The sequence below is a fragment of the Streptomyces sp. NPDC059010 genome, assembly GCF_042740355.1.
In the GTDB taxonomy this organism is placed as follows: domain Bacteria; phylum Actinomycetota; class Actinomycetes; order Streptomycetales; family Streptomycetaceae; genus Streptomyces.
Map to the genome: position 1 here is coordinate 74,845 of NZ_JBHYJA010000029.1, position 24,663 is coordinate 99,507.

Sequence of the window (24,663 nt, forward strand, 5' to 3'; positions counted from 1 at the left end):
ATTTTAGATTGGGTTCAGCGTAAGGCGGGGGTGGGGTGGGCGCGACGGACGCGTATCCACCCCATCCGGTCCGGGTCTACTTCTCCGTGACGCCCGCGGAGTCGAACGTCGCCACCTCGTGCATCGCCCGCGCCGTGCTCTGCACCAGCGGCAGGGCCAGCAGCGCGCCCGTGCCCTCGCCGAGGCGGAGGTCCAGGTCGACCAGGGGGCGCAGGCCGAGCTTGTTCAGGGCGGCCACATGGCCGGGCTCGGCGCTGCGATGGCCCGCGATGCAGGCGGCCAGGACCTCGGGGGCGATGGCGCGGGCGACCAGGGCGGCGGCGCCGGCGCTGACGCCGTCCAGGATCACCGGCGTACGCAGGGACGCGCCGCCCAGCAGGAGGCCGACCAGTGCGGCGTGTTCGAAGCCGCCGATCGCCGCGAGGACGCCGATGGGGTCGGCGGGGTCGGGCTGGTGGACCTCGATGGCGCGGCGGACGACCTCGGTCTTGCGGGCGAGGGTCTCGTCGTTGATGCCGGTGCCGCGGCCGGTGACCTCGGCCGGGTCGGTGTCCGTGAAGACGGAGATGAGCGCGGCCGACGCGGTCGTGTTGGCGATGCCCATCTCACCGGTCAGCAGCGCCTTGTTGCCGGCCGCCACCAGGTCGCGGGCGGTCTCGATGCCGACCTCGATGGCCTGCTTGGCCTCCTCGCGGGTCATCGCGGGGCCGGTCGTCATGTCCGAGGTGCCCGCGCGGACCTTGCGGGGCAGCAGGCCGGGCGTCGCCGGGAGGTCGGCGGCCACACCGACGTCCACCACGCACACCTCGGCGCCCACCTGGCCCGCGAAGGCGTTGCAGACCGCGCCGCCGCCGAGGAAGTTGGCGACCATCTGGGCCGTCACCTCCTGGGGCCAGGGGGTGACGCCCTGGGCGTGCACGCCGTGGTCACCCGCGAAGATAGCGACGGCCGCGGGCTCCGGGATCGGCGGCGGGCACTGCCGGGACAGCCCGGACAGCTGCGCGGAGATGATCTCCAGCATGCCGAGCGCACCGGCCGGCTTGGTCATCCGCTTCTGCCGCTCCCAGGCCTCGCCGAGCGCCTTGGCGTCCAACGGGCGGATCTGGGCGACGGTCTCGGCGAGCAGGTCGTGCGGCTCCTCGCCGGGCAGGGCGCGACGGCCGTACGTCTCCTCGTGGACGACCCACGACAGCGGGCGGCGCTTGGACCAGCCGGCCTGCATCAGCTCGGGCTCGTCCGGGAACTCGTCGACGTACCCGACGCACAGGTAGGCGATGACCTCCAGGTGCTCGGGCAGCCCCAGCGCACGCACCATCTCGCGCTCGTCGAAGAAGCTGACCCAGCCCACGCCGAGGCCCTCGGCGCGGGCGGCGAGCCAGAGGTTCTCGACGGCGAGCGCGGCGGAGTACGGGGCCATCTGCGGCTGGGTGTGCCGGCCGAGGGTGTGGCGGCCGCCGCGGGTGGGGTCGGCGGTGACGACGATGTTCACCGGGGTGTCGAGGATGGCCTCGATCTTCAGTTCCTTGAACTGCTTGGCCCGGCCCTTGGGCAGCGACTTCGCGTACGCCTCGCGCTGGCGCTGGGCCAGTTCGTGCATCGTGCGCCGGGTCTCGCCGGAGCGGATGACGACGAAGTCCCAGGGCTGCGAGTGGCCCACGGAGGGCGCGGTGTGGGCGGCCTCCAGGACGCGCAGCAGCACCTCGTGCGGGATGGGGTCGCTGCGGAAGCCGTTGCGGATGTCGCGGCGCTCGCGCATGACCTTGAGGACGGCCTCGCGCTCGGCGTCGTCGTAGGCGGGCGCGGCGGGGCCGGTGGACTGACGTACTTCTTCCACTGCGGCCGTGCTCTCTTCCTGGGGGTCTTCCTGGTCGGCGGCCCGGGTGTCCAGGTCCTCCGCGTGCTGTACGACGTCGGGGTCGCCCTCGCGGGGTGCGGGCACCGTGACGACGGCGGCCAGTGCCTCCTCCACGGGGAGGACGATCGGCTGCGGCGGGGTCGGCGCGAGGTGCGGCGTGGTCGGCACCGAGCCCTCGACCGGCACGAACTGGCCCAGGGGCGTGGGCTCCAGGGGGGCGCCGGGCGGGAGGCCGTCCGGTTCGGCCCGGCCATCAGGGGCCGGCCCGGACTGGGCCGCGGGCTGGAGCTGCGGTCCGGCGGGCTCGGCGACGAACGGCTCGGGGGCCTCGGCCGGTACGGCGTCCGCCGGGACCGGCTGCGGGGCGGGGCCGGCGGCGTCGGGGGCCGCGGTGTCCGGGACGGCGGCCGCGGCGAGCGGCTGGGGGGCCTCGGCCGACTCGGCGGTCACCTCCTGGGGCTGCTCGGCATCCGGCATCTGAGCCGCGGGTTCCGCCATGTGGGCCTCCGCTTCGGGGACGGTCGCGTTCGCGGCCACCGCCTGTGCCGCGACGGCGGGAGCGTCGTCCTGCGCCGGCTGCTGGGGTGGCGCGAGGTCCGGGTCCGCTACGGCGTCGGGGGCCGGCTGCGGGTCCTGCGCGGGCGCCTCCACGGGGGCGGAGGGCTCGGGCTGCTGGGCGGCCTCGGCCTGCTCGACGTCCGCGGCCTGCGGGGCCGGTTCGGGGGCTACGGCGACGGAGGCGTCCTGGGTGGGCTGCGGGGCCTGGCCGACGGGCTCGACATCTGCGGGCTGGGCGTCCGCGGGCTGAGGGGCCTGCGCTGCTTCGGGTGCCGTCGGGTCGGGGGCGGCTTCCGGGAGCGGCTGGGCCTGAGCCGGGGCGGCGACGAGATTCTCGGCCGCGGCCTGGGGGACCTCGGCTACGGGGAGAGCCTCGGGTGTCTGGGGGACCTCGGCGGCAGGGAGCACCTCAGGTGCCTGGGCGACCTCGGGCGCGGGCTCTACGGTGACCTGGGCGGGGGCCTCGGGCGCGGCCGCGTCGACAACCGGGGCGGCCTCGGGGGTCTGCTCCGCGTCGGCGGCGGGCGCCTCGGGCCGCGGCGCGGGCTCGGGAGCGGGCGCTGCTACGGCCTCAACGGCCTCCGGAAGGGGGAGCGCCGCAGCCTCAACAGCCTCTGCGGCGGGCACGGCAACGGCCTCACCGGCCTCAGGCGCGGGCACGGCAACGGCCTCAACAGCCTCCGGAACCGGCACCGCGACAGGCTCAACACCCTCAGCGGCGGGCACGGCAACGGCCTCGACCTCGACGACCTCAGGAGCGGGCGCTTCGGCGACCTGCGCTGCCTCAGCCGCAGCGACCTCGGCATTCTGCCCGGCCTCGGGCGCAGGCGCGGCCTCGCCGGGGACCTCACCGGGCTCCGCCGACGTCACGGGAACCGCCGTGGCCTGGTCGCCCGCGACGGGAGCGGCCTCGGCAGCCTGCTCGGCCTCGGGCGCAGTGCCCTCAGCGGCCGTCGCGCCCTCCATGGCCGGAACGTCTCCTGCAGCCTGCCCGGGCTCGATGCTCTGGCCGGCCTCCGGTTCGGCCCCGCTCACCGGGACCTCCCCTCCCTCGGCGCCGGACGGAACCGCCGCCGGTGCCTGCACCGCGTCCGGCAGCTGCCCGGCGCCCGGAGCGTGAGCGGCCGCCGCCACGGCGGGGTCCACGCCGACGGCCGGCGCGGCGTCGGCGGCCTGCGGCACGTGGCCGCCGGGCACACCTTCGTGCGGCACGGGCACTTCGGCTGCGGCAGCCTGCGGTGCGTCGGAATCAACGGCCTGCGCGTCCGCCACCACGGCTTGAGCGGCCTGTGCCACGCCCACCGGCTGCCCGGCCGGGACAACCGTTTCCGCAGTCTGCACCCCAGCGCCCACCGGCGCCGGTGCCGGAGCCGGGGCAGCCGGGGCGGCCTGCGCGGGCGCACCCCAAGGCGTGGCCGCCTGCGGGGCCACGGCCTCGCGGTGCTGCGGGACGTCGAGGTACTCGGGGCCGGAAGCACCGGGATGGCGTGCGGGGGCGCCGACGGCGCCGCGGTCGGCGAGGGAGCGGACCGGACTGGCGGAGGCGTCCGGGATGGGCGGGCCGAGATGCAGCGGACGGCGCGGAGTGATCGGCGGGATCGGCGTCGTAGGGGCCGTCGGTCCCGGCACGCGGACGGCGCTGAGGTCGACCGAGCCGCTGTCGCGGCCGGAGATCTCATGGGCGTCCGGCTCGTGCAGGGTCTCGACGACCGGCTCGGGCGCGGGCGGGGCGACCTCGTTGCCCCAGGCGCCCTGGGAGCCGGGCATCAGCAGGTCTTCGTCCTCGGCGGTGGTCTCGGAGAGGTAGGTGTACGCACCGGGCGCCGCGGGGACGCCGGGCTGCTCCACCATGCCTGCGCTCTCCGGCAGTCCCTCGCCCGGGACCTGGCCGGTGTCGGTCATGCGTACCCCTCGCCCATCGGTTAGTGCTTCTACGACCAGCTCACCCGGGGACGGCGCACCGACCGCCCCGTAGTGAAGAACGAGCGTGCGTGCCCAGCGGCACGAACGACCCGTCCCAAAAAGGCGACAAAGCCATTGAGTGGCATTGTCGTGGCCATTCGGCCGTCGCGACAGGTTGATCCGCGACAGGCCGCTGTGGACTGCGCCACGTTGCGCGTCCTCCGGTTTCGCCGTACCACACGCACCCCAAACGGGGCGTGTTTTTCCGGACATTGACCGACGAAAAGCCGGGTGACCGAGTGCGGTACAACGATCGGCCAGCCTACCGCGCGCGGTACGACAACAGGATCACGGGGACGGACGCGCGGTCATACCGTGCGGTCGGGCAGCACGCCGCTGAGCAGGAAGGAGACGGTGCGTTCGCGCTCCGTCCAGGCCCGCGTGTCGAGTTCGACGGACTGCAGGAGGGCGCACTCGACGTCGTATCCGTGCGAGGTGAGGTCGCGGCCGATGAGTTCGGCGGCGTCACGGGTCGCGGCGTGGGTGACGATGCGCTGCGGGCGCCGGTCGGCGACGGCGGAGACGACGGCCGCTCCCCCGCCGCCGACCCGTACGACGTCCGGTTCGGGGAGGTTCTCCAGGATGTGCGGGGCGGTGCCCGGGACGATCTGCAGCTGGACCCCGAAGGCGCGCGCGTTGGCCTCGGTGCGCTCGCAGGCCCGGGGGTCGCTGTCGACGGCGATGACGGCGGCGCCGGCCCGGGCGGCCTCGGTGGCGAAGGCGCCGCTGCCGCAGCCGATGTCCCACACGAGGTCGCCGACACGCGGGCCGAGCCGGGTGAGTTGGGCGGCACGCAGGGGTTCCAGTTCGCCCTCGCCCATGAGTCCGCCGTAGGACTTCGCGGGCAGGGTCCAGCCGCGCGGCGCCGTGGACGGGTCGCGGCCGGCGATCCATCCGCCGCCCTCCGCCGCGGCCACCTTGCCGCCGATGACGATGACGACGTTCGGGTCGCGCCAGATGTGGTCGGCGGCCTTGTCGGAGGTGACGACGGTGACCTGCTCGCGCTCGGTGCCCAGTTCCTCGCAGATCACGAAGGTGCGGTGGACGCCCTCCAGGAGCAGGCCTAGTTCGGCGGGTCCGGCGCCCGGTGAGGTGAGGACGGCGACCTTGGTGTGGGCGCGGCACACGTTCACCGCGCGTCGCAGGGTGCGGCGGTGTGCGACGACCACCTGGGCGTCGTCCCAGGGCATACCGGCCCGGGCGAAGGCGGCGGCGACCGAGGAGACGGCGGGGACGACCTCGACCTCCAGGCCGAACTCGGGCGCGCGCAGGGTGCGTACGACCCCGAAGAAGCCCGGGTCGCCGTCGGCCAGCACCACCGCGGTCCCGCGGTGGCCGGCGATACGGCGGGCGGCGAGGGCGACGCTGCCGAGGCGGATGCGCTCGGCGGCGGGCGGCAGCTCGGGGAGCGCGAGGTGGTGGGCGGCACCGGCCACCAGCGTGGCGGCACCGAGGGCGGAGCGTGCCGCGGCGGTCAGTGGCGAGCCGTCCCAGCCGATCACCGTGACGCGGTCGGCCATCGTCGTCAGTCTCCAGGGTCTGCGCAGGTCGTCGTGGGGTCAGCCCCAGGGGCGGGCTTCGTGAGGGTACCTGGTCTCCGGGTCGGTACCACCGGTCCCCAACAGTTCGATTCCCCTCAGTTCCACTCGCCGAACGAGGTGAATCCGCCGGACGACTGGTCGCCGACGCCTTCCAGGTCCTCGGGCAGCAGGCTCCAGACGATGAGGTCGGTGCGGACGTCGGTCCACTCGCCGCTCCCGGTCCTGGTGCGGGCTATCCAGGCATTGCGCAGCACGCCCTCGCTGATACAGCCGATCTTCTGCGCCACCTGCTGGGAGGCGGTGTTGTCGGCGGCCGTACGCAGCTCCAGCCGTTCGAACTTCTGGTCGTGGAAGAGCCACTGGGCGGTGGCGAGGGCGGCCTCGGAGGCATAGCCCTCGCCGCGGGCCCAGGGGGCGATGACATAGGCGATCTCGCTGGAGCGAACGCGCCAGTTGGTGTTCTGCAGGTGCACGATGCCGACGAGACGCTGGGTGAGGAACTCGCTGACGGCGAAGACGATGCCGCGACCCTCGCTGCGTTCGGCCGGGGCGAGCCGGGTGATCCACTCGTGGGAGTCGGCCTCGCGGTAGGGCTGCGGAGCGGTCGTCCAGGCGGTGACCTGCTCGTCGTTCATCATCTCCGCCAGCGCGGGCACGTCGTCCTCGTCGAGGGGGCGCAGCACCAACCGCTCCGTGCTGATGGAGATGTTGGGGAAGGTGCTAGTCATGCGCCGCTCCGTAACCTTCGGAAAAACCGTCAGGGCCTGCTGAACTGCCCAGCATGCAGCATGAAAGCACTGAACTGCACCACGGGGTCCACACCAAGTGAAGGAGTGGACCCCGTGCGTGGCGATACGCGGTAAACGCACCGTCAGATAACGCTTGACCTCTTAGAACGCCGCGACGACCGCGCCGTCGTACTTGTCCTCGATGAACTTCTTCACCTCGGGCGAGGTGAGCAGCTTCGCCAGCTTCTTCACCCGCGGGTCGTCCTCGTCGCCCTTCTTCACGGCGAGGAAGTTGCCGTAGGGGTTGTCCTTGGGCGACTCGGCGGCGATGGCGTTCTTGGCCGGGCTGAGGTCGGCCTCCAGGGCGTAGTTGCCGTTGATGACGGCGGCGTCGACGTCGCCGAGGGAGCGCGGCAGCTGGGCCGCCTCAAGCTCCTTGAACTGGAGGTCCTTGGGGTTGGCGGCGATGTCCTTGGGGGTCGCCGAGTAACCGGCGCCCGCCTTGAGCTTGATCACACCATTGGCTTCGAGCAGCTTCAGCGCGCGGGCCTCGTTGGTGGTGTCGTTCGGCAGGGCGACGGTGGCGCCCTTCTCCAGGTCCGTCAGCTTCTTGACGCCCTGGGAGTACACGCCGAGCGGCTCCAGGTGCACCGTGGCGTTCGGCACGGCGACGATGTCGGTGCCGTTCTTCTTGTTGAAGTCGTCCAGGTACGGCTGGTGCTGGAAGTAGTTGGCGTCGACCTCACCCTGCTGGACGGCCGTGTTCGGCGTCACGTAGTCGGTGAACTCCTTGACCTCAAGTTCGAGGCCGGCCTTCTTCGCGAGGTTGTCCTTGACGTAGGCGAGGATCTCGCCCTGCGGGGTGGGCGTCGCGGCGACCTTCAGCGGGCCGCTCGCGTCGGAGCCGGAGTCCTTGTCCGAGCCGCACGCGGTGAGCCCGAGGGTGAGGGTTCCGGCGGCGAGGACGGCAGTGGTGATCTTGGCGGTGTTACGCACGAAAAGTGCCTTTCCTTATGGGTGGTGCGACCCCGTGGTGGTGTTACGGGGAGATCTGGGGGGCTCAGACGGTCTTGCTCGTGGCCGTCGACGCCTTCAGCAGCCGCAGCCTCGGTGCCGGGCCCGACTGGCCGCCGCGGCGGTGCAGGGAGCGGGCCGCGTAGTCGCCGGCGAACTGGATGAGGGAGATGACGACGGCGAGGATGGCGACGGTGAGCCACATCAGCTCGGTCTCGAAGCGCTGGTAGCCGTAGCGGATGGCGATGTCGCCGAGGCCGCCCGCGCCGACCGTGCCGGCCATGGCGGAGTAGCCGATGAGGGCGACGATCGTGGTCGTGGTGCTGGCGATGACGGACGGCAGGGACTCGGGCACGAGGACCTTGCGGACGATGGTCCAGGTGTTGCCGCCCATCGACTGCACGGCCTCCACGAGCCCGCCGTCCACTTCCCGGACAGCCGTCTCGACCAGGCGCGCGAAGAACGGGATGGCGCCGATGGCGAGCGGCACGATGGCGGCCTCACGGCCGATGGTCGTGCCCGTGACCCAGCGCGTGAAGCTCATCAGCGCGACCATCAGGATGATGAACGGCATCGACCGGGCGACGTTCACGATCTGCCCGATGACCTTGTTGGCCAGGACGTTCTGGAGCAGGCCGCCCCGGTCGGTGAGGACGAGGAGGATGCCGAGCGGGAGACCGCCGACCACGGCGATGAGGGTGGACCAGCCGACCATGTAGAGGGTGTCCCAACACGCCTGCTCCAGCAGGGGCTGCATCTCGGACCAGGTCACAGCTGGGCACCTTCCTTGAGCAGAACGGGCTCCTGGCCCAGTACGTCGATCTGCAGGCCCTGTTCGCGCAGGAAGCCGATCGGCACGACGTTGTCCTCGTAGCGGCCGGGCAGCTCGATGCGCATCCGGCCGACCTGGAGGCCGCCGACGGTGTCGATGGCGGCGCCGAGGATCGATATGTCGATGTTGTAGGTGCGGGAGAGCTGGGAGATGACCGGCTGGGTGGCGGCCTCGCCGTGAAAGGTGACGTCGATGACGGTGCGGTCGTCGCCGGAGGCCTCGCCGCCCACCGGGAAGAGCGCGGAGGCCAGTTCCGAGCCGGGTGTCGCGAGCAGTTCGCTGACCGTGCCGGACTCGACGATGCGGCCCCGCTCCATGAGCGCCGCCGAGTCGCAGACCGACTTCACGACGTCCATCTCGTGGGTGATGAGCAGGACGGTCAGGCCCAGCTGCCGGTTCAGGTCGCGCAGCAGCTGGAGGATGGAGCGGGTGGTCTCCGGGTCGAGGGCGCTGGTGGCCTCGTCGGAGAGCAGCACCTTGGGGTCACCGGCCAGCGCGCGGGCGATGCCGACGCGCTGCTTCTGACCGCCGGAGAGCTGGGCTGGGTAGGCCTTCGCCTTGTCGGCGAGCCCGACGAGGTCGAGCAGTTCGAGCGCCTTGCGGGAGCGCTCCTTGCCCGACTTGCCGAGGATCTCCAGCGGAAGCTCGACGTTGTCCTGGACGGTGCGGGAGGACAGCAGGTTGAAGTGCTGGAAGACCATGCCGATACGGCTGCGCGCCTGCCGGAGTTCCTTGCCGGCCCGGGTGCCGCGGCCGGCGAGGGCGGTGAGGTCCTGTCCGGCGACGGTGACCGTCCCGGCCGTGGGGCGCTCCAGCAGGTTGACGCAGCGGATGAGCGAGGACTTGCCGGCGCCGGACTGGCCGATGACGCCGTACACCTCGCCTTCGCGGACATGCAGATCGACGCCGTCGAGGGCGGTGACCTCGCGGCCGCGTGAGCGGTAGACCTTGGTCAGGCCCGTTGTGGTGATCACTGGGGTTTCCGTCACTGTCGAGTACGCGGGCGTGGGTGTGCCCTGGTACGGGAGGGAAAATGTGCGCGGGCACGGTGGTCACGTACGGCAAAGGGCGTACGGACATGCCACGGCGGCTCGCTTCGGGGCGCGAGGCTCAGGGAGTGGTGCGGGGGCCCTCTAGAAGGCGCACATTCGGCACATGTGACACATACAACGAGCACCGGGCGTCATCGTCGCCTCGGTCGCAGGGATGCGGTAGCTCGTGGTGGTCATGCGATCAGTAAACCAGACCTACGGTCCTTACCGGCCGCCGCTGTCCGCATCCTGGACAGCGGCGGACAGCTCTCAGCCGCGGTCGGAGATCTCCACGCCACCATCGCTGACCTGGACGGACAGGGCCGACAGGTCCCGCACCACCAGGTCGGCGTCGAGCTCATGGGCCTGGTGGGTTGTGGTCAACGCCACGGTGGTCATTCCGGCGGCGCGACCGGCCGCGAGACCGGCGGGGGCGTCCTCGAAGACGACGCAGTGGGCCGGGTCCACGCCGAGTTCGCGGGCGGCGAGGAGGTAGGGCTCGGGGTCGGGCTTGCCGCGGCTGATGTCGTCGGCGGTGACCATCGTCTTGGGGAGGATGCCGACGGCGTCGAGCCGGGCCTCGGCGAGGCGGCGGGTGGCGGAGGTGACGACGGCCCAGCGGTCGGCGGGCAGCGCGTCGAGCAAGTCCTTCGTGCCGGGCAGCAGGTGCACACCGCCGTTCGGTACGTCCTCCACCTCCAGCGTCTCGATCCGCGCGAGGGCCTCCGGGACGACGTCGGCGGGCAGCAGCTCGGCGACTATCTCGACCGCCGGACGTCCGTGCAGCTCGACCCGGCCGAACTCCTCCGTGATGCCGTACTCCTCGGCCCACCGCGCCCAGCAGCGGTCCACGGAGGCGAGGGAGGAGACGAGAGTGCCGTCGTTGTCGAACAGGAGAGCGCGTGCATGGATCGTCATGGTCTAGACCCTACGGGGCCGTGCAGGATCGCCGGACGCGGCCTGGCGCGCGCCCTGGCCGAGTGCTTCGGGCCCGGTGCCAACGAGTGGCAGCACACGGTGTGGCAGCGGTGTGTGAACGCCGGGCTGGTCGCCGACGTGCCGTCCGCCTGACCGCCGGGGGCGCGCGCATCGGGTCTTTTGGGCCGTATTAAGGTCGCTCCATGCTTGCTGTCCTGACGCTCGTGACCGGCGTCGCCGCGCTGCTGCTCGCCGCCTGGTGCGGCTGGGCGGCCTACCGTGACCAGCCGACGAAGGACTGGCACTTCATCGGGATGGCCGTGGTGACGGTGCTGGCCCTGGTGCAGCTGGTGGTCGGGATCGTGCTGCTGGCGCGGGGCGAGAAGCCGGAGCAGGGCACGACGATCTTCGTGGCGTATCTGCTGGGGTCGTTCGCGTGCATCCCCGCCGCGGGGTTCATGTCGCTGGCCGAGCGCTCCAAGTGGGGTTCGGTGACGGTCGCCGCCGGCGGTGTGGTGCTGGCCGTGCTTGAGGTGCGGCTCTATGACATCTGGGGAGGCTGAGGTGGCCGTGACACAGGAGAAGCCCACCAGGACGCGGCTGATCAGCGGGCCCGGAATTCTGCTCGTGTGGCTGTACGGCGTGATGGTCGTCGGCGCCGTGTCGCGCTCGGCGTACCAGATCGCGACGGAGTTCGACCGGGCGCCGCTCGCCTACTCGCTGTCGGCGGTGGCGGGGCTCGTGTACGGGTTCATCACCTACACCCTGGTGCGGGGCGGCGAGACGGCCCGCAAGGCGGCGCTGGTGTGCTGCGCCGCCGAGCTCGCGGGCGTTCTGGTCGTCGGCACCTGGACCCTGGTGGAGCCCTCGGCGTTCCCCGACGCGACGGTCTGGTCCGACTACGGCATGGGGTATCTGTTCATCCCCGTACTGCTGCCCCTGTCGGCCCTGTACTGGCTCCGCAAGGCGCGAACCGTCAGGCAGTAGCGGCGTACGTCCCCGCCGACTTCTCCAGGACGACCATCTCGACGCCGTCGGCGCCCTTCGACGTACCGACCGCCTCGTAGCCCACCTTGCGGTAGAGGCGCAGGTTGCCCTCGCTGCGGTGGCCGGTCTGCAGGCGGAACCTGGTGGCGCCGCGCTGTTCGGCCAGGGCCGCTTCCGCCGCGCGCAGCAGCCTGGCGCCGATGCCGTGGCCCTGGAGGCGGGGGTGGACGCAGAGCTTGCCGATGGCGGCCGAGCCGTCCTCTGTGACGCTGCCGCGGACGGAGCCGACCACCTCCTCGCCCAGCCGGGCCACGAAGACGCAGTCCGCGGCGACCTCCGCGCGGACCGAGTCCAGGGTTTGGACCAGCGGGTCGATGCGGTAATTGCCGTACAGCGCCGCTTCGCTCTGGAAGCACAGGTACTGAAGCCTGAAGATCTGCTCCGCGTCCTGCTCGGTCGCTGCCGAGATGGTCACGCTCATGCCCATGTGCGCACGCCTCCCGCTCACCTGATCGCCTGTTGTCCCTCACTCCTATCCCCGGCTACTCCCGGCCGCAACCTCCGGTGCGAGCAAACGACGCAGACATCCCAGGCATCTGGAACGTTCCGGGCCGAGACTGCCCTGTGAGATACCCAACTCCCCCGCGATTTCCCGGTATGTCAGGTCCTCGGGCGACAGGAGAGCCTCCACGAGGCGGGGACAGCGCCCCGGAAGCCGGCGTACGGCGTCGCGCAGGGCCCGGCGGCGGGCGGCCGCGAGGGCGAGGTGCTCCGGGTCGTGCTGGTCGCCGTCGGCGGCGGGCTCGTTCTCGTACGGCCGTTCCCGGCTCGTCGTACGGCGGCTGCGGCGGGCCTCGGAGCGGACGGCCCGGCGCAGCCATCCCGGCGGGTCGACGGGCGGGCCGTCCGAGTCGAGGTGTTCCAGGAGGCGCAGCCAGACCGCCTGTTCCAGATCGCCCGGCTCCGCTCCGGAGGCGGGTGCCTCGGCGGAGGCCTCGGCGATGAGCAGCGGGCGAAGGGTGGCAACCAGGTCGTCCGTCATATGCGGCACGACGCGGCCGCCCGGGCGCGGGGTTGCCGGGGCGGCCGACAGTCACCCCAATCGGGGCGCGGGTCTCAGCGGTTGACGCCGAGCTGCTGACGCCGAGCTGTTGACACTCAGCGGTTGACGAAGTCCGCGCGGGCCAGCACGCCCGTGTCCGGGTTGTCGGTGAAGACACCGTCGATGCCGGTCGCGAAGTACGTCTTGTAGGCGCCGAAGACATCGCCGTAGGCGTCCGCGTCGGTGCCCTTGCGGAAGTTCGCGGGGAGGAAGGGGTTCTCGTTGCGCATGGTCCAGGGGTGCAGGATCAGACCGACCTTGTGCGCGTCGCCCACCAGCGTGGTGGGCGTGGTGAGGTTGCCGTTCGCGTCCTTCGGGATGACCAGGTCCAGGGTGGGGCCGATGCCCTGCGCGTAGGAGGCGATCTCCCTGAGACCGGCCGGCTTGACCAGGTCGGCGACGGTGCGCGGGTCGCCCGTCTCGACGAAGTCCCAGGGGCGGGTCGTGGGGCCGGACAGCAGGACCACCAGCGGGTTGTCGACCAGCTTGTTCAGGCGCTGGATGCTGGTCGGCTCGAAGGACTGGATGATGACGGGCGAGTTCCGCCGGTCCCTGCCGTACTTGTGCAGCACCTTGGCGACCCGCTCCTCCAGGGCGAGGCCCTGCTTGCGGAAGTAGGTGGGGTGCTTGAGCTCGGGGTAGATCCAGACCTGCTTGCCGCGCTTACGGGTCTGCTCGTCCTGCCACTTCAGGACCTCTTCGAAGGTGGGGATCTCCCAGCGGCCGTTGTAGAGGGTGTTGTGCGGACGGTTGGCCGGGATGCGCTCGACGGCGCGCAGGGTCTTCAGCTCGGCGAGCGTGAAGTCCTCGGTGAACCAGCCGGTGGTGGCGACACCGTCGAGGGACTTCGTCTTCCTGCGGTCGGCGAACTCGGGATGGTTCGCGACATCGGTCGTGCCGCCGATCTCCGGCTCATGGCGGCAGACGAGGTGACCGTCCCTGGTGGGCACCAGGTCGCCGGCCTCGACGATGTCGGCGCCCATGTCGAGGGCCAGCTGATAGGAGCCGAAGGTGTGCTCGGGCCGGTAGCCGCTGGCGCCGCGGTGGCCGATGATCGTCGGCCTGGGCAGGCTCCGCACACCGCCGCCACCGGTCCGGGCCTCGGCCGCCTTCGCCGTACCGGACAGCCCGAGGACCGCCCCGCTCGCACCGAGCACCGCCGCGCCGAGCAGCATCCGCCGTCCGGTTCCGCCCGTCGGCTCGTTCTCCTGCGTTCCCATGAGCGCCCTCCCTGCCCGTCCGTTCATCAGTGCGGGCCGATCCTAGGTGTGTGCACATGACCGAGGGGAGACCTGCACCGGAACACGCGGGTGACGCTGGATGTCGCACGGGAAAGGAGTGGTGACGGTCCGTCGGATTCGGTCGGGCGGCTCGGGGAACGCGTCCGGTATGCCCCGGAGGCGATGTCCGTCACACTGTGGCCGGCACGTTACGGGCCACCCGTGGGGCGCCACCGCAGGTAAACCCACGTCAACAGTGAGTAAGGCGTCGGTGAAGTCGGCTCACCCGATGTGCGGGACCCCCTGGACCGCGAGTATCGTCCTCACCTGCACAGACTCAATACCGAATCCCTTGACACCGGAGGGCCCGTTGTCCCGCTTCGCGCTCATCAAGGCAGTGCTCGGACCGATCATGCGCCTGATGTTCCGCCCACAGGTGGAGGGCGCGGAGCACATTCCGGGTGACGGCCCGGTCATCCTGGCCGGCAACCACCTCACCTTCATCGACTCGATGATCCTGCCGCTGGTCTGCGACCGTCAGGTCTTCTTCATCGGCAAGGACGAGTACGTCACCGGCAAGGGCCTCAAGGGCCGTCTGATGGCCTGGTTCTTCACCGGCGTCGGCATGATCCCGGTCGACCGGGACGGCGGCCGCGGCGGCGTCGCGGCGCTGATGACCGGGCGCCGGATCCTGGAGGAGGGCAAGGTCTTCGGCATCTACCCCGAGGGCACGCGCTCGCCCGACGGACGGCTGTACCGGGGCCGTACCGGTATCGCCCGCCTGACCCTGATGACCGGGGCGCCGGTCGTCCCGTTCGCCATGATCGGCACGGACAAGATCCAGCCGGGCGGGGCGGGCATGCCCCGCCCGCGCAAGGTGACGGTGCGGTTCGGTGAGGCGATGGAGTTCTCCCGGTACGAGGGGATGGACCGGGACCGTTATGTCCTGCGGGCCGTCACCGACTCCGTGATGACCGAGGTCATGCAGTTGTCCGGGCAGGAGTACGTGGACATGTACGCCAGCAAGGCCAAAGAGGCGGCGTAGCTCCGCCGGTTGGGCCGAGGGGTTCGTGGGGCTTCGGGCTGTTCGTCGGCTGCGGGTTCGTTGTGGCTGATTGCGCCCACGCGGCGGAGCCGCAAATCGATACAGCCCCGCGCCCCTTAGGCGGCGTTGTCGAGCCGTTGGCCGCGGAGGAGGAACCACGCTGCCGCCGCCGCTATGAGCAGCACGGCCGCGCCCACCCCTGACGCCAGCGCCAGCCCGTCCACGAAGGAGCTCCGGGCGGCATCCAGCATCGCCTCCGACGTCTGCGTCGGCATTCCCGCCGCCGCCTCCACCGCACCGCCCAGTGACTCGTGGGCCTCGGCCGGTGTGCCCGTGGGACCCGTGAAGCCTCGGTAGACGCCCGTCACGATCGAGCCGAGCACCGCGATGCCCAGAGCCGCGCCCAGTTCGTACGCCGTCTCCGACACCGCCGACGCCGCTCCCGCCTGCTCCTTCGGTACGGAGGAGAGGATCACGTCGGAGGTCACCGTGAAGGAGAAGCCCGCGCCGATGCCGACCACCAGCAGGGCGGCGCCGAGGAGCGGGTAGCCCGTCGAGCGGTCGATCACCGTGAGCACGGCCAGGGCGACGCCGATCGCCGCGAGACCGCCGGAGACCACGGCCCGTACCGAGAAGCGGCGGGCCGCACGGCCGGCGATCAGACCGGCCACGACCGCGCCGATCGCGGCGGGCAGTTCGGCGAGCCCCGCCTCGAACGGGCCCCTGCCCTGCACGAGTTGCAGGAACTGGGAGAGGAAGAACACCAGGCCGGACAGGCCGAGGATGGTCAGCAGGTCGGCCAGCACGGCGCCGCTGAAGCCGCGGCTGCGGAACAGCCGCATGTCCAGCAGGGGGGTCGGCAGGGTGAGTTGGCGGCGTACGAAGCCGTACAGCGCGGCGGCGCCCAGCAGGCCCACGGTCACGGTGGTCCAGGTGAAGCCGTGCGAGGCGGCTTCCTTGACGGCGTACACGAGGGCGACCATGCCGACGAGCGACAGCGCGACGCTGATCAGGTCCCACGGTCCGGGACTCGGGTTGCGCGATTCGGGCAGCAGCTTGATGCCGACGAGAACCAGGACCGCCATGACCGGCAGGTTGATCAGGAAGACCGAACCCCACCAGAAGTGTTCGAGCAGGAAGCCGCCGACGATCGGGCCGACGGCCGTACCGGCGGAGGCGGTCGCGCCCCAGATGCCGATGGCGAGGCTGCGTTCGCGCGGGTCGTGGAAGAGGTTGCGGATCAGGGCGAGGGTCGCCGGCATCAGGGTCGCGCCCGCGACACCGAGCAGCGCCCGGGCGACGATCAGCATCTCCGGTGTCGTCGCATAGGCGTTGAGGACGGATACCGCGCCGAACGCCGTGGCGCCGACGAGCAGGATCCGCTTACGGCCGATGCGGTCGCCGAGGCTGCCCATCGACACGAGCAGTCCGGCGATCACGAAGGAGTAGACGTCGCCTATCCACAGGAGCTGGGTGCCGGAGGGCTTCAGGTCCTCGCTGATGTACGGGGTCGCCAGGCCGAGGACGGTCGCGTCGACGGCCACCAGCAGCACGGCGAGCACGAGGACGGACAGCGCGAGCCAACGGCCGGGGCGCTTGGTCACCGCCTCGGTCGTCGTCGCCGGCTGCAGGGTGCTGGTCATGATTCCTCTCTCTGTTCGGTGGTGTGCTGCCGTAGTGCGCCGCCGAGCAGCAGCTCGACGATCATGTGGGTGAAGTCGTTGCGGGCGACCCGGCCCTCGGAGACCGCCCAGGCCCCGGAGGCCAGCAGGCCGTAGAGCGCCTCGGTGAGCCAGGCCGGGGTGAGGTCGATGCGGAACTCGCCGCTCTGCTGGCCGCGCCGGAAGAGGGCCGCGATGCGCTCGTCGATGCGGGCCCAGCCCGCGTTCTGCTCCTCGCCCTCGAACAGCTGGTTCTCGGTGTAGAGGAACGCGATCAGTCCGGCCGCCGGCTCGATCTCCCGGACCAGCCGGTGCACGGCGTCCCGCGCCGCGCCCTCGTCCAGCCGGGCCGCGTCCAGCGCGGCCTCGCACTCCGCGATACCGAGCGACTCCAGCGCCCGCACGAGGGCGTCCCGCCCGGCGAACTGCCGGTGCAGGGTGGCCCGGCTGATCCCGGCCGCCTTGGCGACCTCGTCCATGGTCGCGGTGGATTTCCGGGTCAGCAGGGCTGCGGCGGTGCGCAGTACGTGGTCACGATCGACAGCCATGAGACAAGAGTAGCGCATGTGAGACATTGATGTCTCATCATGGGCGTGCGTGACTCATAGCTGCTGATGAGTGGGGTCTACCGGGCCTGTGTCAGTGCCAGGGCAGCTGCCCGCGCCGCTCCCAGTACGCGCCCGGCTCCTCGACCAGTCCGGCCAGCCGCTCCAACTGCTCCTCGTCGAGGTCCACGACGGCGGCGTGCAGGTTGGACACGAGCTGTACGGTCGTCGCCGCGCCGGAGAGGACCACACCGGCCCAGGGCTGACGCAGGATCAGTGCGAGGGCGACGGCGTCGCAGCCGAGCTCCGTCTCCTCGGCGACGGCCTTGAGCACGTCCGGCGCGTAGGGGTCCGCGAGGCGTCCGTTGGCCATGCCCTCCTTCACGATCACCGTCAGCCCGGCGTCATGGGCCTCGGCGAGGGCGGGGGCGGCCGAGGTCTCCAGGGCGTTGTACGTCGACTGGACGGTACGGAAGAGGGGCTCGCCGTCGACGGTCACCGCGAGGGCGGCGCGGATCGCTGCCGCCTGGGCCGGGCCGCTGGTGGAGAAGCCGATGGTGGTGCCCCGAGCGGCGGCTTCCGCGAGCTTGGCGTGGAGGTCCTTGTCGGTGAGGGCGGGGCTGTCCGGGGTCACCGAGTGGATCTGATAGAGGTCGAGATGGTCGCCGAGGAGGGTGTCGGACTCGGCGCGCTGACGCTCGTACGTCGCGAGGCTGTGGTCCTTGACCTCGTGTTTCTCGGCGTCGGTGGTCCAGTCGGCGGTGTAGGTGTAGCCCCATTTGCTGCCCACGACGATGTCGCCGAACGCGGGGCGGGCGCCCAGCCAGTCCGCGAGGAACTCCTCGGAGCGGCCGTAGGAGCGGGCGACGTCGAAGTAGCGGACGCCCTGGGCGTAGGCGGCGTCGAGGAGTTCGTGGGTGCGGTGGCGCAGGGCGTCGACGGTGCGCTCGGCCGGGAGGTCGTCCTCCCGGCCGAGATTGATGTAGCCCGGACGGCCGACGGCGGCCAGACCCAGACCGATGTGCGCGGTGGGGGTGGTCGCGGTGGCCAGACGGCTGAAGGGCATGGGGCGCTCCCTGCACGATCGACTGAGGGGGGATCCGGCCACCAATCTACCCAGCCCCGGGCGGTTCAGCCGGAGCCGAGGCAGTTCGGGCCGAAGGCCGGGTCGGCCGGTCCGTCGCGCTTGAGGGCGTTGAGCACCCACTGCTCGACCAGCGGCGACTTGGGCGCCTGGTCGTGCTCGGTGATGTTCAACGGGCAGCGGTCCTGGAGCAGCACGTTGGTCACGTAGGAGGCCCGGCCGGCGAGGAAGGAGCTGGTGTAGGGCAGCACCACCTCGTCGTAGCGCGTGGCGATGGCCGTGTAGTCGGGGCCCACCGGTGTCTCCGGGTCGGCGTTGAGCTTCTGGAGGAAGTCCGAGCCGGCGGTCTGGTCGACACACGAGGGGCAGACGGTGGCGCCGGCCACCAGGGCGAGCGGGTTGGTGGTGCCGTGGTTGGAGGGCACGATGCCGACGAGGTCGTCGACCTTGGTCGCGCCACCGAGGAACTTCACGTAGTAGCGGGGCATCATGCCGCCCTGGCTGTGGCCGACGAGGTCGACCTTCTTGGCGCCGGTCGCACCGAGCACGGCGTTCACGAAGTCGCGCAGCTCGGCCGCCGAGTCCGCGACCGGGGCGGTCTCCAGGTCGCCGTACTCGAAGGAGAAGACGCAGTAGCCGGCCTCCGCGAGCGCGGGCGACAAGGTCAGCCAGTTCTCGTACGAGGATTTGAAGGTGCCGTTCACCAGGACCACGGGTTGCGGATGAGCCGAGTCCGGTTTGCAGGACCAGTTGTTCGCACCGGGCGGTGGAGTGTCGGCGGCGTCCGCGGCGGGCGTGAGACCGAGGGCGCACAGCGCCGCACCGACGGCGACGGCGAGAAGGCGGACAGTTCGTCTTGTACGTCTTGCGTGCATGACGTCCCTTTCATGCTCGGCAGCGACCCAACCGGTGTTCGACATTGTCGACCGGCAACCGGAATAGTTACCTCCGAGTAGGCGCAAGTCAAGGTTTCGGCCAATGGCCGATTTTCTTCCGTTACCCAGCGGGCGGGGCAGCACAAAGGGCCCGGACGGAGGTCCGGGCCCTTCGGAGCAGTGGAACGGGTCAGCCCTGCTTGGCAGTTGCCCACTCCCGCTGGGCGGCGAGGTCCGCCTTCACCTCGGCCAGCTGGACCGCGACCGCGCTCGGTGCCGTACCGCCACGGCCGTTCCTGGAAGCGAGCGCGCCCGGCACATTGAGCACCGTCCGCACCTCCGGCGTCAGGTGGGCGGAGATCTTCGCGAACTGCTCGTCCGTCAGCTCGTCCAGCTCCTTGCCCTCCCCCTCCGCGACCTTCACGCACTCGCCCGCGACCTCGTGCGCGACACGGAACGGGACGCCCTGCTTGACCAGCCACTCGGCGATGTCGGTGGCCAGGGAGAAGCCGGCCGGAGCCAGTTCCTCCATGCGCTCGCGGTTGACCGTGAGGGTCGCCATCATGCCGGTGAAGGCGGGGAGCAGGACCTCCAGCTGGTCGCAGGAGTCGAAGACGGGCTCCTTGTCCTCCTGGAGGTCGCGGTTGTAGGCCAGCGGGAGGGCCTTGAGCGTGGCCATCAGGCCCGTCAGGTTGCCGATCAGACGGCCGGACTTGCCCCGGGCCAGCTCCGCGATGTCCGGGTTCTTCTTCTGCGGCATGATCGACGAGCCCGTGGAGAACGCGTCGTGCAGGGTCACGAAGGAGAACTCCTTCGTATTCCAGATGATGATCTCCTCGGCGATCCGGGAGAGGTTCACGCCGATCATCGCGGTGATGAAGGCGAACTCGGCGACGAAGTCACGGGACGCCGTGCCGTCGATCGAGTTGCCGGCCGACCCGTGCTCGAAGCCGAGGTCCTTCGCCACCGCCTCCGGGTCCAGACCGAGGGAGGAGCCCGCCAGGGCACCCGAGCCGTACGGGGAGACCGCCGTGCGCTCGTCCCACTGGCGCAGCCGCTCCGCGTCCCGGGACAGGGACTGCACATGGGCCAGGACATGGTGGGCGAAGAGCACCGGCTGGGCGTGCTGGAGGTGGGTGCGGCCGGGCATCGCGACGTCCGGGTGGGCCTCGGCGAGGCCGATCAGCGCGTCCTGCAGGTCGGCGATCAGGCCGCCGATGATGCGGGCGTGGTCCCGCAGGTACATCCGGAAGAGGGTCGCGACCTGGTCGTTCCGGGACCGGCCCGCGCGCAGCTTGCCGCCGAGGTCGGGGCCGAGGCGCTCCAGCAGGCCGCGCTCCAGGGCGGTGTGCACGTCCTCGTCGGCGATGGTGCCCACGAAGGAACCGTCGGCGACATCCGCTTCGAGCCGGTCGAGCCCGGCGATCATGCGCTGAAGCTCGTCCTCGGTGAGCAGGCCCGCCTTGTGCAGCACGCGCGCGTGGGCACGCGAACCGGCGATGTCGTACGGCGCCAGCCGCCAGTCGAAGTGGACGGACGCGGACAGCTTGGCCAGGGCCTCGGCGGGACCGTCGGCGAAACGGCCGCCCCAGAGCCGTACGTCACCGCTGTTGCTGCTCACTTGCTGCGCTCCTCGGGAGGGTCTGCGTGTGTGGCACCGCCTCCCCGTGGCGTGAACGGGGAGGCGGTCGTCAGGTTAGTGCGAACGCGCCACACATTGACCTGCATGATTATGCAGAGTCCTGCATGATTCGTCAATCGGAGCGGATTTCGAGCTGCCCTTGAACGCGGGAAACCGCTTTCCCGTATCTCTCGCCGAACGCAGGCGCCGCGTTCATAACCGACGACACTCCCGAACCCGAGTGAGGCATCCGCATGTCCAGGGCTCTTCCGAAGTACAACAAGCGTCGCGTCACCTTCATCGGCGGCGCCGCCGCGGTGGCGCTGTCCGGCACGGTGATCGCCGGTTTCGCCCTGGCCGGGGAGACGTCCTGGAGCGGCGGCACGAACGTCCGGACACTGGCCGGACCCGGCACCGTCTCCTGCCCGGACGTGAAGTCGAAGCTCCCGGCCGTCCCCGCGTCCGCGAAGGCCGAGGTCGACCGCAACCTCGCGCTGCTCAACACCCAGATCCAGGAGGCCGACAAGCGGCTGGTCGACACCGTGGGCCAGGGCGGGCCCAACTTCGCCCAGAACGCGATCGTCGGCCCCCTGAAGGACAAGCGGGTGGCGACCATCAACCGCATCGCGACGGCCATCGGCCGCACGGCCGCCAGACCGCAGGGCCTGGACGCGCTGGCGCCGTGCACCCTCAACGCGAACGGGAACGCGGGCGCCTCGACCCCGAACGCGACGCCGCCCCAGCAGGCGGGCGGCAACACGGGGAACACCGGGAACGCGGGGAACACCGGCAACGCCGGGAACACGGGGAATGCGGGCAACGCGGGCAGCGCCGCCGGCTCCATCTCCTGCCCGGACGTGAAGTCGAAGCTCCCGGCGGTCCCCGCGTCCGCGAAGGCCGAGGTCGACCGCAACCTCGCGCTGCTCAACACCCAGATCCAGGAGGCCAACACCCGACTCGCCAACACGGTCGGCCAGGGCGGGCCCAACTTCGTCCAGAACGCCATCCTCGGTCCACTGAAGGACAAGCGGGTGTCGACGATCGACCGCATCGCCATCTCCATCGGCCGCACCGCGGCCAAGCCGCAGGGGCTGAACTCGCTGGCCGCCTGCACGCTCAGCAAGTGAGGTGACAGGCAGCCACGGCCGCCCCGTTGGCACGCCGGCCGGGGCGGCCGTGGTGGCTCCAGGCGGACCTCGCAATTCCTTAGACGGGCGAACGATCCGCGTCCATACTCGGTGGACGTGGGAAAGACTTACGAACGCATAGACGGCAGGCTCCGCACGTTCATCGAGGAGCAGCCCCTCTTCTTCACCGCGACCGCTCCCCTGTCCGCCGAAGGGACGGTCAATCTCTCCCCCAAGGGCCTCAGGGGATCCTTCGCGGTCCTCGACGAACTCACCCTGGCCTACCTCGACTTCGCGGGATCCAACGCCGAGACCGTCGCGCATCTGCGGGAGAACGGCCGGATCACCCTGATGTGGTGCGCCTTCCAGGGTCCGCCCAACATCGTCCGCGTCCACGGCCGCGGTGAGGCCGTCTTCCGCGACGACCCACGGTTCAAGGAGCTGCTCGGCCACTTCCCCGACATCGACCCCTCCCTGCACGGCCTGCGCGCGATCATCGTCGTGCGGGCCGACGTCATTCGGGACTCCTGCGGGTACGCGGTCCCCCTGATGACGTACGACGAGGACCGCGATCTGCACGGCAAGCGGTTCGCGCGTGAGGACGACGACTCGCTGAGCGCGTACTTCGCCAAGAAGGAGCACATCGCCACCAGCCTGGATGGCCTACCCGGGCTGCCGTTGCCGCTGCCTCCGTCTAGCGTCTGAGCCATGCGCCCCGGTGCCGTAGCCCTCGCGTCCGCGTCCCTCCTCGTGCTCGCCGCCGCGCCCGGCGGCGGGCCGCCGCAGCCGCTGCCCGCGCGCATGGCCGACACCGGGGGCGGCACCCAGCTGATCACCGCCGTGGCCCCGAAGGCCGGCTCGACGTCGGGGACGGTCACCTGGTGGAACCGGGTGGACGGGCGGTGGGTCAAGGCCGGTTCGGCGTCGGCCCGCTTCGGGGCGAAGGGGCTCGTCGAGGGCGGCAGACGCAAGCAGGGCACGAACACGACGCCGACGGGGCTGTACGGGCTGCCGTACGCCTTCGGCATCAAGGCGGCGCCGCGCGGGACGGCGTACAAGTACCGCCGTGTCCACAAGGGCTCCTGGTGGTGCCAGGACAACAACTCCCGTGCGTACAACCGCTGGAGCGAGCCCCTGGCCCGCGACTGCCGGGCCGCCGAGTCCGAGCACCTCGTCTCGTACGGGGCGCTGTACGCGTACGCGCTCGTCATCGGGTTCAACTACGACCGTCCGGTGAAGCAGCGCGGGGCCGGGATCTTCCTCCATGTGAAGGGGCGTGGGGCGACGGCCGGTTGTGTGTCGGTGTCGGCGGACGCGATGCAGCGGGTCCTCAAGTGGGCCGATCCGCGCCGGCGACCGCACATGGCGATCGGAACGGCGAACGGACCGACGGCCGTCACCCGGTACTGAAGGCCGTCACCCGGTACTGACGGCCATCCCCCGGTGCTGGTCGAGCACACTCAGCGAGCGCCACTGAACGCACGGACCTCCCCGCACGTATCTCTGGGCCAAGGGACCACGTCAATCACGCACTCCCCTTGCTCCCGTCCCCGGAGGAACCGTGACCACCACGCTCGCGGGCGGCCGTGCCGCCCGACGCCAGACGATGCGCCGCATCCGACCGCGCCGCTCCCCGGCCGTCCCGCTGGTGATCGCCCTATGGGCGGGCGCGGCGGCGGTGCTGTGGCTGTGGTGGGACAACACGCCGTCCCTCGCGGACAACACCGCGAAGATCCTCGCGGCGGGCCGGATCACCGGACTGCTCGCCGGCTATCTGATGGCGCTCGTCGTGCTGCAGATGGCGCGGGTGCCCGCACTGGAGCGGCGGGTGGGCTCGGACCGGGTCGCGCGCTGGCACGCGATGAGCGGCCGGTACACGGTCTGCCTGGTCATCGCGCATGTCTTCCTCACCATGTGGGCGTACGCGCTCCAGGCCGGCAAGACGCTCGGTGACGTCGTTCAGCAGACGGTCGACTCGGTCAACACGCTGCCCGACATGGGCAAGGCGGCCATCGGCACCGGTCTGCTGTTCTTCATCGCGCTGATCTCGATCGGCGGCATCCGCCGCCGCATCCCGTACGACACCTGGTACCACGTCCATCTGCTGACGTACGCGTCCGTGTTCCTGACGTTCTGGCACCAGATCACCACCGGCAACGAGTTCGCCGTCGAGCCCGCCGCGAAGACCTTCTGGTACGGCCTGTACGGCGTGGTCACCGCCCTGGCGCTCTGGTACCGGGTGATCACCCCGATCCGCCTGAACCTGCGGCACCGGATGTACGTCGAGGCGGTCATCGAGGAGACGCCCGGCATCGTCTCGGTGCTGATCGGGGGACGCAAGCTGCACCGCATGGGCGCCGAGGCCGGGCACTTCTTCCGCTGGCGGTTCAAGGCGCCGGGCATGCGGTTCAGCTCCCACCCGTACTCGCTGTCGGCGGCGCCCCGCCCCGACATGCTGCGGATCACGGTCAAGGCGATCGGCGACCACACGTCCCGGCTGCGCGATCTGAAGCCCGGCACCAAGGTGTGGGCCGAGGGGCCGTACGGCGCCATGACCGCCCAGCGCCGCAGCCGGGGCAAGGTGCTTCTTGTGGCGGGCGGCGTCGGCATCACGCCGATGCGGGCGCTCTTCGAGACGCTGCCCGGCGCGGCCGGCGACATCACCCTGCTCTACCGGGCCAACAGCACCCAGGACCTGGCGCTGTGGGACGAGCTCGCGGCCATCGCCGACGAGCGCGGCGCCCGGCTGATGTACGCGGTCAACAGCCCGGACGGCGAGCGGCCCGACATCTCGGCGGAGCGGTTGCAGCAGAAGCTGCCGGACATCGACAAGCACGACGTCTTCATGTGCGGGCCGCCCGGCTTCGCGCAGGGCGTGTACGAGGCACTGCGCGGCGCGGGGGTGCCCGCCCGCCGCATCCATCACGAGTCGTTCGAGATGTGAGCGACGGGACTTC

At 71.1% G+C, this 24,663-nt stretch carries 23 protein-coding genes; 8 read left to right on the forward strand and 15 right to left on the reverse strand.

Features of this window, described 5'->3' with window-relative positions; genetic code table 11:
* Positions 1 to 76 precede the first annotated feature (76 nt).
* From cobT to ACFWYS_RS28790, 7 genes are all read right to left on the reverse strand, one after another.
* Positions 77 to 4,315 (reverse strand): nicotinate-nucleotide--dimethylbenzimidazole phosphoribosyltransferase, encoded by a 4,239-nt coding sequence (cobT, locus tag ACFWYS_RS28760; RefSeq protein WP_384774945.1) that lies wholly within the window; start codon positions 4,313 to 4,315, stop codon positions 77 to 79.
* 368 nt (positions 4,316 to 4,683) lie between these two features.
* Positions 4,684 to 5,895: a precorrin-6y C5,15-methyltransferase (decarboxylating) subunit CbiE gene (cbiE, locus tag ACFWYS_RS28765; RefSeq protein ID WP_384774948.1), complete on the reverse strand. Its 1,212-nt coding sequence runs from the start codon at positions 5,893 to 5,895 to the stop codon at positions 4,684 to 4,686.
* Between the two features lie 116 nt (positions 5,896 to 6,011).
* On the reverse strand, positions 6,012 to 6,644 hold the full coding sequence (locus ACFWYS_RS28770; protein ID WP_384774950.1) for a GNAT family N-acetyltransferase: 633 nt from the start codon (positions 6,642 to 6,644) through the stop codon (positions 6,012 to 6,014).
* Positions 6,645 to 6,806: 162 nt separating this feature from the next.
* Positions 6,807 to 7,640: a MetQ/NlpA family ABC transporter substrate-binding protein gene (locus ACFWYS_RS28775; protein WP_384774953.1), complete on the reverse strand. Its 834-nt coding sequence runs from the start codon at positions 7,638 to 7,640 to the stop codon at positions 6,807 to 6,809.
* A 64-nt stretch (positions 7,641 to 7,704) separates the two neighbouring features.
* Positions 7,705 to 8,430 (reverse strand): methionine ABC transporter permease, encoded by a 726-nt coding sequence (locus ACFWYS_RS28780; protein WP_384774956.1) that lies wholly within the window; start codon positions 8,428 to 8,430, stop codon positions 7,705 to 7,707.
* A complete protein-coding gene (locus ACFWYS_RS28785) occupies positions 8,427 to 9,464 on the reverse strand; it encodes a methionine ABC transporter ATP-binding protein (protein WP_384774958.1) in 1,038 nt (345 codons plus the stop codon). Before ACFWYS_RS28785 ends, ACFWYS_RS28780 begins: the two co-directional genes overlap by 4 nt.
* 327 nt (positions 9,465 to 9,791) lie before the next feature.
* Complete coding sequence (locus ACFWYS_RS28790) at positions 9,792 to 10,439, reverse strand: HAD family hydrolase (protein ID WP_384774961.1); 648 nt, start codon at positions 10,437 to 10,439, stop codon at positions 9,792 to 9,794.
* Here ACFWYS_RS28790 and ACFWYS_RS28795 point away from each other — a divergent pair.
* Genes ACFWYS_RS28795 through ACFWYS_RS28805 form a run of 3 tightly spaced genes read left to right on the forward strand, consistent with a single transcriptional unit; the run spans position 10,428 to position 11,426 of the window.
* A complete protein-coding gene (locus ACFWYS_RS28795) occupies positions 10,428 to 10,592 on the forward strand; it encodes a hypothetical protein (RefSeq protein ID WP_384774964.1) in 165 nt (54 codons plus the stop codon). The two genes, ACFWYS_RS28790 and ACFWYS_RS28795, sit on opposite strands and share 12 nt — an antisense overlap.
* 50 nt (positions 10,593 to 10,642) lie before the next feature.
* The gene (locus ACFWYS_RS28800; protein WP_384774967.1) at positions 10,643 to 11,002 is read left to right on the forward strand and encodes a hypothetical protein; all 360 of its coding nucleotides are present in this window, start codon (positions 10,643 to 10,645) and stop codon (positions 11,000 to 11,002) included.
* A gap of 1 nt (position 11,003) precedes the next feature.
* Complete coding sequence (locus tag ACFWYS_RS28805) at positions 11,004 to 11,426, forward strand: hypothetical protein (protein ID WP_384774970.1); 423 nt, start codon at positions 11,004 to 11,006, stop codon at positions 11,424 to 11,426.
* Here ACFWYS_RS28805 and ACFWYS_RS28810 read toward each other — a convergent pair.
* From ACFWYS_RS28810 to ACFWYS_RS28820, 3 genes are all read right to left on the reverse strand, one after another.
* On the reverse strand, positions 11,416 to 11,913 hold the full coding sequence (locus ACFWYS_RS28810; RefSeq protein ID WP_384774973.1) for a GNAT family N-acetyltransferase: 498 nt from the start codon (positions 11,911 to 11,913) through the stop codon (positions 11,416 to 11,418). The two genes, ACFWYS_RS28805 and ACFWYS_RS28810, sit on opposite strands and share 11 nt — an antisense overlap.
* 45 nt (positions 11,914 to 11,958) lie before the next feature.
* On the reverse strand, positions 11,959 to 12,468 hold the full coding sequence (locus tag ACFWYS_RS28815; RefSeq protein ID WP_384774976.1) for an RNA polymerase sigma factor: 510 nt from the start codon (positions 12,466 to 12,468) through the stop codon (positions 11,959 to 11,961).
* A 116-nt stretch (positions 12,469 to 12,584) separates the two neighbouring features.
* Positions 12,585 to 13,748, reverse strand: a complete 1,164-nt coding sequence (locus tag ACFWYS_RS28820) for a glycerophosphodiester phosphodiesterase (RefSeq protein ID WP_384774979.1) — start codon at positions 13,746 to 13,748, stop codon at positions 12,585 to 12,587.
* Between the two features lie 370 nt (positions 13,749 to 14,118).
* Here ACFWYS_RS28820 and ACFWYS_RS28825 point away from each other — a divergent pair, with 370 nt between their 5' ends.
* The gene (locus tag ACFWYS_RS28825) at positions 14,119 to 14,793 is read left to right on the forward strand and encodes a lysophospholipid acyltransferase family protein (RefSeq protein WP_334313595.1); all 675 of its coding nucleotides are present in this window, start codon (positions 14,119 to 14,121) and stop codon (positions 14,791 to 14,793) included.
* 116 nt (positions 14,794 to 14,909) lie between these two features.
* Here ACFWYS_RS28825 and ACFWYS_RS28830 read toward each other — a convergent pair whose 3' ends face one another.
* The 5 genes from ACFWYS_RS28830 to argH form a co-directional block, all read right to left on the reverse strand.
* On the reverse strand, positions 14,910 to 16,436 hold the full coding sequence (locus ACFWYS_RS28830) for an MFS transporter (RefSeq protein ID WP_384774982.1): 1,527 nt from the start codon (positions 16,434 to 16,436) through the stop codon (positions 14,910 to 14,912).
* Positions 16,433 to 17,002, reverse strand: coding sequence for a TetR/AcrR family transcriptional regulator (locus ACFWYS_RS28835; RefSeq protein ID WP_384774985.1), 570 nt, complete (start codon positions 17,000 to 17,002; stop codon positions 16,433 to 16,435). The genes ACFWYS_RS28830 and ACFWYS_RS28835 overlap by 4 nt, the downstream gene beginning before the upstream one ends.
* A gap of 91 nt (positions 17,003 to 17,093) precedes the next feature.
* Entirely contained in the window at positions 17,094 to 18,065 is a 972-nt protein-coding gene (locus ACFWYS_RS28840) for an aldo/keto reductase (protein WP_384774988.1), read from the reverse strand.
* A gap of 65 nt (positions 18,066 to 18,130) precedes the next feature.
* Positions 18,131 to 18,958 carry an alpha/beta fold hydrolase gene (locus ACFWYS_RS28845; protein ID WP_384774990.1) on the reverse strand — a complete coding sequence of 276 codons (828 nt, stop codon included), beginning with the start codon at positions 18,956 to 18,958 and terminating at the stop codon, positions 18,131 to 18,133.
* Between the two features lie 190 nt (positions 18,959 to 19,148).
* The gene (argH, locus tag ACFWYS_RS28850; RefSeq protein ID WP_384774993.1) at positions 19,149 to 20,579 is read right to left on the reverse strand and encodes an argininosuccinate lyase; all 1,431 of its coding nucleotides are present in this window, start codon (positions 20,577 to 20,579) and stop codon (positions 19,149 to 19,151) included.
* A gap of 254 nt (positions 20,580 to 20,833) precedes the next feature.
* Here argH and ACFWYS_RS28855 point away from each other — a divergent pair, with 254 nt between their 5' ends.
* The 4 genes from ACFWYS_RS28855 to ACFWYS_RS28870 all read left to right on the forward strand — a co-directional run bounded on the left by ACFWYS_RS28855 (position 20,834) and on the right by ACFWYS_RS28870 (position 24,650).
* Complete coding sequence (locus ACFWYS_RS28855) at positions 20,834 to 21,706, forward strand: hypothetical protein (protein WP_384774995.1); 873 nt, start codon at positions 20,834 to 20,836, stop codon at positions 21,704 to 21,706.
* A 117-nt stretch (positions 21,707 to 21,823) separates the two neighbouring features.
* Positions 21,824 to 22,411, forward strand: coding sequence for a pyridoxamine 5'-phosphate oxidase family protein (locus ACFWYS_RS28860; RefSeq protein WP_384774998.1), 588 nt, complete (start codon positions 21,824 to 21,826; stop codon positions 22,409 to 22,411).
* A 3-nt stretch (positions 22,412 to 22,414) separates the two neighbouring features.
* Entirely contained in the window at positions 22,415 to 23,116 is a 702-nt protein-coding gene (locus ACFWYS_RS28865) for a L,D-transpeptidase (RefSeq protein ID WP_384775001.1), read from the forward strand.
* A 151-nt stretch (positions 23,117 to 23,267) separates the two neighbouring features.
* Positions 23,268 to 24,650 carry a ferric reductase-like transmembrane domain-containing protein gene (locus ACFWYS_RS28870; protein WP_384775004.1) on the forward strand — a complete coding sequence of 461 codons (1,383 nt, stop codon included), beginning with the start codon at positions 23,268 to 23,270 and terminating at the stop codon, positions 24,648 to 24,650.
* Positions 24,651 to 24,663 lie beyond the last annotated feature (13 nt).

Bases quoted from the DNA above. Each gene is read 5' to 3' on its own strand.
- cobT (WP_384774945.1), bottom strand. From the start codon at position 4,315: ATGACCGACACCGGCCAGGTCCCGGGCGAGGGACTGCCGGAGAGCGCA.
- cbiE (WP_384774948.1), bottom strand. From the start codon at position 5,895: ATGGCCGACCGCGTCACGGTGATCGGCTGGGACGGCTCGCCACTGACC.
- ACFWYS_RS28770 (WP_384774950.1), bottom strand. From the start codon at position 6,644: ATGACTAGCACCTTCCCCAACATCTCCATCAGCACGGAGCGGTTGGTG.
- ACFWYS_RS28795 (WP_384774964.1), top strand. From the start codon at position 10,428: ATGGATCGTCATGGTCTAGACCCTACGGGGCCGTGCAGGATCGCCGGA.
- ACFWYS_RS28790 (WP_384774961.1), bottom strand. From the start codon at position 10,439: ATGACGATCCATGCACGCGCTCTCCTGTTCGACAACGACGGCACTCTC.
- ACFWYS_RS28800 (WP_384774967.1), top strand. From the start codon at position 10,643: ATGCTTGCTGTCCTGACGCTCGTGACCGGCGTCGCCGCGCTGCTGCTC.
- ACFWYS_RS28810 (WP_384774973.1), bottom strand. From the start codon at position 11,913: ATGGGCATGAGCGTGACCATCTCGGCAGCGACCGAGCAGGACGCGGAG.
- ACFWYS_RS28815 (WP_384774976.1), bottom strand. From the start codon at position 12,468: ATGACGGACGACCTGGTTGCCACCCTTCGCCCGCTGCTCATCGCCGAG.
- ACFWYS_RS28820 (WP_384774979.1), bottom strand. From the start codon at position 13,748: ATGGGAACGCAGGAGAACGAGCCGACGGGCGGAACCGGACGGCGGATG.
- ACFWYS_RS28830 (WP_384774982.1), bottom strand. From the start codon at position 16,436: ATGACCAGCACCCTGCAGCCGGCGACGACGACCGAGGCGGTGACCAAG.
- ACFWYS_RS28835 (WP_384774985.1), bottom strand. From the start codon at position 17,002: ATGGCTGTCGATCGTGACCACGTACTGCGCACCGCCGCAGCCCTGCTG.
- ACFWYS_RS28840 (WP_384774988.1), bottom strand. From the start codon at position 18,065: ATGCCCTTCAGCCGTCTGGCCACCGCGACCACCCCCACCGCGCACATC.
- ACFWYS_RS28845 (WP_384774990.1), bottom strand. From the start codon at position 18,958: ATGCACGCAAGACGTACAAGACGAACTGTCCGCCTTCTCGCCGTCGCC.
- ACFWYS_RS28855 (WP_384774995.1), top strand. From the start codon at position 20,834: ATGTCCAGGGCTCTTCCGAAGTACAACAAGCGTCGCGTCACCTTCATC.
- ACFWYS_RS28865 (WP_384775001.1), top strand. From the start codon at position 22,415: ATGCGCCCCGGTGCCGTAGCCCTCGCGTCCGCGTCCCTCCTCGTGCTC.